Source organism: Robinsoniella sp. (assembly GCF_034124845.1).
The window spans coordinates 1-7,694 of record NZ_JAWYAJ010000021.1 but is presented as its reverse complement, the minus strand read 5'-3'; the positions used below and the strand labels follow the sequence as shown (position 1 = coordinate 7,694).

The 7,694-nt window shown below is 43.2% G+C and carries 5 protein-coding genes; all 5 read left to right on the top strand.

Annotated elements, in window-relative coordinates; all coding sequences use genetic code 11:
• A partial coding sequence (locus ACH2DQ_RS01135) for a sensor histidine kinase (RefSeq protein WP_395025180.1) occupies positions 1–1,516 on the top strand: 1,516 nt, incomplete at its 5' end.
• Between the two features lie 56 nt (positions 1,517–1,572).
• Positions 1,573–2,865 carry an ABC transporter substrate-binding protein gene (locus tag ACH2DQ_RS01130; protein WP_394913218.1) on the top strand — a complete coding sequence of 431 codons (1,293 nt, stop codon included), beginning with the start codon at positions 1,573–1,575 and terminating at the stop codon, positions 2,863–2,865.
• Complete coding sequence (locus tag ACH2DQ_RS01125) at positions 2,853–3,671, top strand: MerR family transcriptional regulator (RefSeq protein WP_394913219.1); 819 nt, start codon at positions 2,853–2,855, stop codon at positions 3,669–3,671. Before ACH2DQ_RS01130 ends, ACH2DQ_RS01125 begins: the two co-directional genes overlap by 13 nt.
• Before the next feature lie 287 nt (positions 3,672–3,958).
• Entirely contained in the window at positions 3,959–5,569 is a 1,611-nt protein-coding gene (locus ACH2DQ_RS01120) for a response regulator (protein ID WP_395025177.1), read from the top strand.
• Between the two features lie 180 nt (positions 5,570–5,749).
• Positions 5,750–7,694, top strand: a 1,945-nt coding sequence (locus tag ACH2DQ_RS01115; RefSeq protein ID WP_395025175.1) for a right-handed parallel beta-helix repeat-containing protein, incomplete at its 3' end; no start/stop codon positions are given.

The window sequence follows — 7,694 nt, the reverse complement described above, 5'->3', positions numbered from 1 at the left end:
CGAAAACATCCAGGAGATCATCCGCATGTATGGGTCAAAAGGGCGGACAGAGGAACTGGAAAAACGCAAGGTTGATGTATCTTACCGGATGCGCATTGAGATGGAGTCCCACAGAAATCTTAAAAGCATGTCTATATTTAAGCCCGGGGCAGTGATACTGCAGATTGGGGATTATGTTCTGCGGGAAGATGAACAGATGATCCCAAGGTTAAATGAACTGGGGGGATTACCCATATGGACAACGTTGCATACAGGAGAAACGGTCAGTTATAGTGCACCTTATGATAAACTGTATCTGCTAAGAGCGATTAATGATATGAAGACGATGGAGATCATAGCCTATGAACGGATAACTGTTGATGAAGCAAGGCTCCAGGAGCAATACACCGGAATCCTGTCGGAAAAAAGCAGGCTGTTTATTGCTGACCAGGATGGCAGAATACTTTCATCCTCGGTAAATGGATGTATGGGCCTGGCATTTACAGAACTTGGATATGGTGAACTGCCGGGAGGAAATGCCGGGTATTCTAAAACAGGAGATGTGATTGTCTCATATTATAATATCAATACTGCTGGATGGAGAATTGTAAAAGTAGATGATTCCCGTGATATCCTGCAAAGCACCAATGCAGTATATTATACGGTATTGGTGTGTATGCTGCTGACGTTGATTTTTGGAGTAGTTTTTTACACCGTCCAGAAAAAAACGATGATTCAGCCAATTCAGCAGCTTTCCAGGGAAACAGAAACATTTACCGAAGAACGGTTTCAAATTGGAATATACGATGACAGTGATGGTGAGATTGGAGTACTGAACCGGAATCTTGCGAAAATGGTTGCCTATATCCACAACCTGATTCAGACACAGTATAAAAATGAAATTAAGCGCAAAGAAATCGAGCTGAAATATATGCAGAGCCAGATCAACCCTCATTTCTTGTACAATACCCTGGATTCCATACGGTGGATGGCAGTTGTGGAACGCAATGATGAAATTGCCGCCCAGGTGGAAGCATTGTCGGATGTCTTCCGGCATGCACTAAACCGCGGAAATGAAATGGTGACGGTAAAACAGGAAGTGGAACATTTGAAAAGCTATCTTCTGATTCAGAAAAACCGTTTTGGAGAAAGAATCCGGGTATCCATTCTGGTGGATCAGGAACTGGAGGATTGCCGGGTACAAAAACTGATCTTGCAGCCATTGGTGGAAAATGCTTTTGTACACGGGTTGGAAAAGAAAGTGGGCGGGGGAAGTATCTGGGTAAAGGTTCAAAAAGAAGGACAGATGCTTATGTATTCTGTGGAGGATGACGGTGTTGGAACTGACGGTGGAGAGATTAACCGGTATCTAAAAGATGAAAAAGAGAGTGAAAATGTATTTGCACTGAAGAATATTGACGAGAGACTGAAAATGAAATTTGGGAATGACTGCGGTATCCGTTTTTATTCCAGGGAGAATGTGGGAACCCGGGTGGAGGTTAGAATGCTTCCGGAGCAATTTTCTGACAGGCTCTGATGTCCGGGAGAATGTACGCGTTTGTGTGGTAATAATGGATTCGGAGTGATGTTATCATGAAAAAGAGCAAAGTAGTGGTACTGGCATTATCAGCATTTGCTGCTGCCATGATTCTTGGAAACTGCGGAATCATGAAGCGGGAGGAAACTTCAGAAAGCGAAAAATCACAGAATAAAAAGATACGGTTTTACGGCAGAGTTCTGGAATATACATCCAGTGAACTTATGATGGAAAAACTGCAGGAAAAATTCCGGAATAAGTATACCATAGAAACACTGCCGGTGGATTGGCAGAATCAGGAGAAAATTGTCCGAAGAGAAATTATTTCAGGAAAGCCATGTGATATCTACAATTTTGAAATGAACAGAATTGTTTTGCTGGAGGATATGGCATTGGATTTAAAGCCATATCTGGATGCAGACCCGGATTGGAAGGCTCAGTTTCGGCCCAGTGCCCTGGAGCAGGCATGTGTTAACGGTAAAATTCTGGCAGTGCCCTGGGAGTCAAACTTTCCGGTCGTCCTGGCAAATAAGGAGCTTTTAAACAGGGCGGATGTAACCGTCCCGGACTCATGGACCTATGAAGAATTTGAAAGTGTCTGCAAAAAGATAAAAAATCTGGGAGTGTACCCATTTTCCAATGCCGGGGACATGGGGCATGGGGGATGGCTTTATCGAAATGGAATGCTTTCAGCCAGTTTGAGCAATGGAACCTATGAGCGGTACACAAAAGGCAGTCTGCACCTTGATGGAAAAGAATCTAAGGAAACATTACAGGCAATTCAATCCTTATATGACAAAGGATATATGTATCCCGGAGAGCAGGCGGTAACGACCCGGGTGGATGAAATAAAAGCCGGATTTATGAAGGGTGAAACCGCAATGATCACCGAGATCGGAACAGGTGCACAGGCAACTGCCAGGGAAGCGAAAAAACGTGGAATAGATGCAGTGGTTGTGCCATGGCCCGGGATTGGAGATATGGATGCCAACCATTCCGGAGATAATGCATTATTTATTCCGAAAAACAGTAAAAACATTGAGGCTGCAATTGCGATCATCAGGGAATATACAAGTGTAGAGATCCAGTCTATCCATTTAGCAGACGGTTATATTCCGGCAAACCGGAACGTAGTGGTAACTGACCCGTTTGTGCAGTCGGTTATTGCACAGGCGGAACATCTTTATGCAGAAGACCCACCGTCCGTGGATATGACGGAATACAGAGGGTACCACTTAATACCGGATCTGATTCTGGGACAGGGGGCAGAAGAAGTGATGGAAAAATTAGAGCAGTACCGGATCAGCAGCCAGCACACAGAGCAGGAGACAGAAATATGTTTAAGATAGGCGAGTTTTCAAAATTGACCCAGGTTTCAATTCGTATGTTGAGATACTATGACGAGACGGGATTGTTAAAACCTGCAGTAACCGATCATTTTACAAATTATCGATTGTATTCTGCCGATCAGATCGCAGTGTTGAATAAAATCATATTTTTGCGGGATTTGGGATTCCATGTTCAGGATATCGCGGCAGCCCTCCATCAGTGGGATGATGCATATATCGTAAAGCAGCTGGACAGAAAACGCATTGAAATTGAACAGGCGATTAAAGCAGAACAGGATAAATTGTCTAAAATAGACCAGGCAAAAGAGGATATCCGCCAGGAAAAAATAGAGATTCATTACAATGTGTCCATTAAATCCGTTCCGGGTGCCCAGGTGCTTTCCCTGAGGCGTGTTGTGCCCTCTTATTATTCGGAAGGACAGTTGTGGAAGGAAATGACCGCATTTGCAGTGAAATACAAAATTTTGGTTTCAAGCAACACCTTTGCCATCTATCATGATTCTGATTACCGGGAAAAAAATGTAGATATTGAAATCTGTGCGCCGGTTCAGCGCATGGGAAAGGATCAGGATGGCTTCAAATTTCGGAATATCGCCCCGGTACCCATTATGGCAAGTACCATGGTCTACGGTACTTTTGAAAATATTTCCGGTGTGTTTCGTTCCTTTGCAGGCTGGCTGGAAGAACACAGCCAGTATAAAATGCTGGGTCAAAGCAGACAAATTGTCCACCGGGGTCCCTGGAATGAAACAAACATTGACAATTACCTCACCGAAATACAAATCCCATTGGAAAAAATAGAATGATTAATTGAGAATCAAATACCTGTACGGTTATCGGCCGTACCGGTATTTTTTTGTCCCAAAATGCATTTGGGGGAAAATCGTAGAATTACAGGAAGATTCGTAGAATATCAGGTTCAACGAAGGGACAGGAATTGATAAAATGAATCCAATCAAAGTCCGTAAGATTTCAAACCTTTTAAAGAAGATCTGAAACGAAAAATAAGATTTATTAAGTTATGATGGACTTGTAAATAACAAATAAAAGGAGTTACAGAACGGGTTTGAAAACCAATGGGAAGGGAGGAAACATGTATAAGGTACTGTTAGTAGATGATGAAGTTTTGATCAGAGAAGCGGTACGGGACAATGTGCACTGGTCGGATCTGGGATTCCGGCTGATTGGAACCTGCAGAAATGGAAAGGAGGCTGTGGAAGCCATTCGGAAAGCACCGCCGGATTTGCTGCTCACGGATATACGGATGCCCCATATGGATGGAATTGAACTTACAAAGTATGTATACCAGAATTATCCAGGAATTAAAGTAGTGATCATCAGCGGATACGATGAGTTTGAATATGCAAAACAGGCGATCCGATATAAGGTAATCGAATATATCTTAAAACCCATCAGTGCATTTGAACTGTCCGACACGTTAACCAAGATCCGCCAGAATCTGGATTATGAAAATCAATGGCTGACCAGTATGAAGAAGATCAGGGGGGCTTATTATAACAGTCGCCAGATATTAAAAAGAGAATTTCTAAACCATCTGATTCTGGGGCAGATGATGCCTCAGGAAATAGCAAAGAAGATGAAGGAAATGGATATCCGTCTTTTCGGGAATTATTTCACGGTGATTCTCATCGAAGCAAAAGACGATACGGTATTTAGCCGGAGTTCCTTTCAGGATAACAAAGACCTTGCACTGTTTGCCATACTAAATGTGGCAGAAGAAGTATTATCACAGTCGGGAAATGGTGTGGTATTTCAGGACAAAGAATCCAGGACAGTTGTGATATTAGGAGCAGACGGACCAAGGGAAATGGATTTTAAAAGTTTGGAATACTGCAGGCATATAAAACAGAATATTGAAACTTTTCTGAAGCTGGATGTGGTACTGGGTGTGGGAGAGTTTACAGAGGTAATCACCGCTTTGGACAAAGCATACCAAAGTGCGGGAGATGTGCTGGAATACCGGTTCTTATCAAAAGCCAGAGAAATATACTTTGCCAAAGATTTCCGAAATGTCCGGGGAAAAAAAAACATTGATATGAAAGAATGGATTTCCAGAATCACCCTGGCGGTAAAGAAGAATGACCAGGACTTCATCGGCAGGGAACTGACGGCATTCATCAATGATCTGCAGACATCCTGGGTATCCAAAAAAGTTTGTACCATCAATGTACAGAATATTATGATGGCACTGATGAATCTGATGGAAGAAATCCAGGTCAGGGACGGAGAAATTCGTTATGAGATGAAGCGTCTGCAGGTTGCCATATATGAAGATGAAAATCTGGAATGTGTGGCACGCCATCTGGAAGAGGCGTGTATCAAAACAGGAAATGCGCTGGCTACAGAAAAAGACGGTTATTACCAGAGACAGGTCATGCTTGCCCACGACTACATAGACAAACATTACCAGAATGCAGATATTTCCTTAAATTCCATCTGCGGATATCTGGCAGTCAGCGTCAGCCATTTCAGCTACCTGTTTAAACATTATACAGGAGTCACTTTTGTAGAGGCGCTGACGAAAAAGAGAATAGAGAAAGCAAAAGGAATGATGGAGAATACCTCAATGAAAATATATGAGGTATCGGAGTTGGTAGGATATGAGAATCCGCAGTATTTCAGCAGTATCTTCAAAAAGTATACGGGGAAGACGCCAAGGGAGTATATGAGGATGGTGCGATAGCGTGAACCGTATATATGTGGTGTCTGGAAGAATTAACGCAGAACGGTAGACGTGTAAGTGTGGAAGATAGTTGTACTTTTGTGGAAGATAGTTTATTAAACAGCAGATAGAAGCAGGATATAATAAACCTGTATCCGGAACAAACAATTACGTGAAAACAGGAAGAAGAGAGGATAAGATATGAAAAGGAGAAGTAAAAAAGGAGTGGCAGTACTGCTTGCGTCGGCGATGCTGACAACAACCGGAATGGGGATTCCGGGAATGGAAGGAAGTGTGGCATATGCCCGGGAGAATACGGGCAATGCCTTGTATGTGGCAGTGAACGGCAATGATCTTACGGGAAACGGTACACTGGAGAGTCCATTTGCAACCTTTGAAAAAGCCAGAGATGCTGCCAGAGAACAGAATCAGGAGAATACCACGGTATTTGTAAGGGGAGGTACGTACTTCTTTGAGCATACATTGGAACTGACCGGGCAGGACTCGGGTATTACTTTCCGCAATTATGATGGAGAGGCCGTGGAATTAAGCGGTGCAGTCACTTTTGACCAGTTGACTTGGAGTGACTATGAAGGCAATCCCAATATCAAGGTCACAAAAGTTGATCCCAATCTTGGAATTGATAAATTATTTTTGAATAAGGAAGAACAGGTGCTGGCAAGATATCCAAATGCTGTATCGGGAGTGCTTCCCCTGGAGGGGGCAACAACAAGAGCAGATATCAAATCCCGGGTTAAAAATTACAATGATCCCACCGGAGGGTATATCCGTGCGATTCACAGCAATGGATGGGGCGGAAACGATTATATCATTACAGGCAAAAATACGTCTAATGCATTAGGCCTGGATTACCAGTGGGTGGGTGATAACAACCGTGGAAATGGAATGAAAGACAATGCGGTGATGATTGAAAATGTGTTTGAGGAACTGGATGCATCCAAAGAATGGTACTACGATAATAAAGAAGGAAATCTTTATGTTTATCCCGAAGAAGGGGTAGATTTAAACGATATAACTGTGGAAGCAGCAGTAACTACAGATATCATCCGTATAGAAGGAGCGGACAGCGCACATCCCGCAGAGGATATTACACTGGATGGATTCACCTATTTTGGAACGAAGAGAACTATGTTCACCGTAAATGAAGAAGGCAAAGAATACATTCCTCTGATGAGAGGGGACTGGTGTGTGGTAAGGGCAGGCGCTGTCTACATGGAAAATGCCAGGAATATTCAGGTGGTGAATTCTAACTTTAACCACATGGGAGGAAATGGAATCTTCATGTATGGCTATAATGACAGTCATATCGTGGATAACAATGAATTCATAGATATCGGCGCCACAGCTGTTCAGGTAGTGGGAGATCCCAAGTCCGCTTATGAAGCTTCATTCTGGGAACATGCCCTGTATCCGGAGCTGCAGGTGCATAAGACCAGCGTAGATTTCCCGGAAAAAGTGGGACCGGCAACAGAGGACTATCCCAGAGATATTGAGATTACCAATAACCATATGGAAAATCTGGGGATTTTTGAGAAGCAGTCCTGCGGCGTGAATCTGTCAGTGAGCAGCAGGATCAAAATTCTGCACAATACCATCCACAAAAGTGCCCGTTCCTGTATCAACGTCAATGACGGAACATTCGGCGGACATGAGATTGCATATAATGATGTATATAATGCCCAGTTAGAGACTACCGACCACGGTCCGTTTAACTCATGGGGAAGAGACCGTTTCTGGTCTGTACCCAAATACAATGCAAGCGGTGAAAGCGGAGATCTGATCAGGAATTACGAAAAGGACGCAAAAGTATATGACCTTGCCCTGATCGATGCATACCAGACCAATAAGATTCATGATAACCGGTTCCAGCATGATTCTGACGCTCCCCATACCTGGGGCATTGATTTAGATGACGGTTCTTCCAACTATGAAATTTACAACAACCTCTGTCTGGGGCTGGGAATTAAATTAAGGGAAGGCTTTGACCGGAAAGTATATAACAATATTATTCTGGACGGACAATTCCAGATTCACGTATCCTATAAAGAAGCAGGAGATGAAATCTACAGCAATATCGTGGCGAATACCACACCCTACGGGTTTGCAGTAGTAGATGAAAACAGAT

Bases quoted from the DNA above. Each gene is read 5' to 3' on its own strand.
- ACH2DQ_RS01130 (WP_394913218.1), top strand. From the start codon at position 1,573: ATGAAAAAGAGCAAAGTAGTGGTACTGGCATTATCAGCATTTGCTGCT.
- ACH2DQ_RS01125 (WP_394913219.1), top strand. From the start codon at position 2,853: ATGTTTAAGATAGGCGAGTTTTCAAAATTGACCCAGGTTTCAATTCGT.
- ACH2DQ_RS01120 (WP_395025177.1), top strand. From the start codon at position 3,959: ATGTATAAGGTACTGTTAGTAGATGATGAAGTTTTGATCAGAGAAGCG.